The sequence below is a fragment of the Rhodococcus sp. T7 genome, assembly GCF_009872365.1.
In the GTDB taxonomy this organism is placed as follows: domain Bacteria; phylum Actinomycetota; class Actinomycetes; order Mycobacteriales; family Mycobacteriaceae; genus Rhodococcus_F.
Map to the genome: position 1 here is coordinate 1 of NZ_WXYH01000306.1, position 563 is coordinate 563.

Annotated in this window: 1 protein-coding gene and 1 pseudogene; both read left to right on the plus strand. The window is 70.5% G+C overall.

Annotation, left to right across the window (positions count from 1 at the left end; translation table 11 throughout):
• Positions 1-243: hypothetical protein (locus MLGJGCBP_RS24120; RefSeq protein ID WP_160098648.1), on the plus strand; the 243-nt coding region annotated here is incomplete at its 5' end.
• Positions 240-563: pseudogene (locus tag MLGJGCBP_RS24125) on the plus strand (hypothetical protein); the annotation flags it as partial. The gene MLGJGCBP_RS24120 and the pseudogene MLGJGCBP_RS24125, both read left to right, overlap by 4 nt.

The following is a 563-nucleotide window of genomic DNA, read 5'->3' on the forward strand; positions in this document are numbered from 1 at the left end:
CGCGCTGGCCAAGGACATCGCGAGTGGAGCCGACTCCTCGGCCGATACTTCGACGCCTCGTATCAGCTCGTCGACCCCGACGACCCAGCGGACCAGCACGTCTGCCCCGCCGTCGTCGCCGAGAACGTCGACGACAAGCGCCCGTCCGACGTCGACGACCCCGGTCGCGGCCGGATGACCGACCCGGTTCCCCGGACGGCTCTCGTCCGGGGAACCGGGCCCGCACAGAAAGGGATTCGATGATGACAGATACCAACATTCCGCGGCCGGACCCGACAGCGGGCGAGCTGGCCCGCTGGTATCCGTCGTTCACTCCCGCACCGGCGGCGACCACCAGCCATGAAACGTCCAGCGGGAAGGTCGAGGAGCCAACCCCACCGGTGTCTCCGGCCGCGGCCGCCCCCATTCCCGCACAGGTCATCTCGTCGCTGCCAGCACCGTCGGGCCCCGTGCGGCGACCGAGATCGAGCCGACTGCTCGTCGGTAGTGGGGCTGTCGTCGCGGCCGCCGCCGTGGTGGTGGGGCTGGGTGCGTGGGCGCTTCGCGACAGCCAGGACGAACAA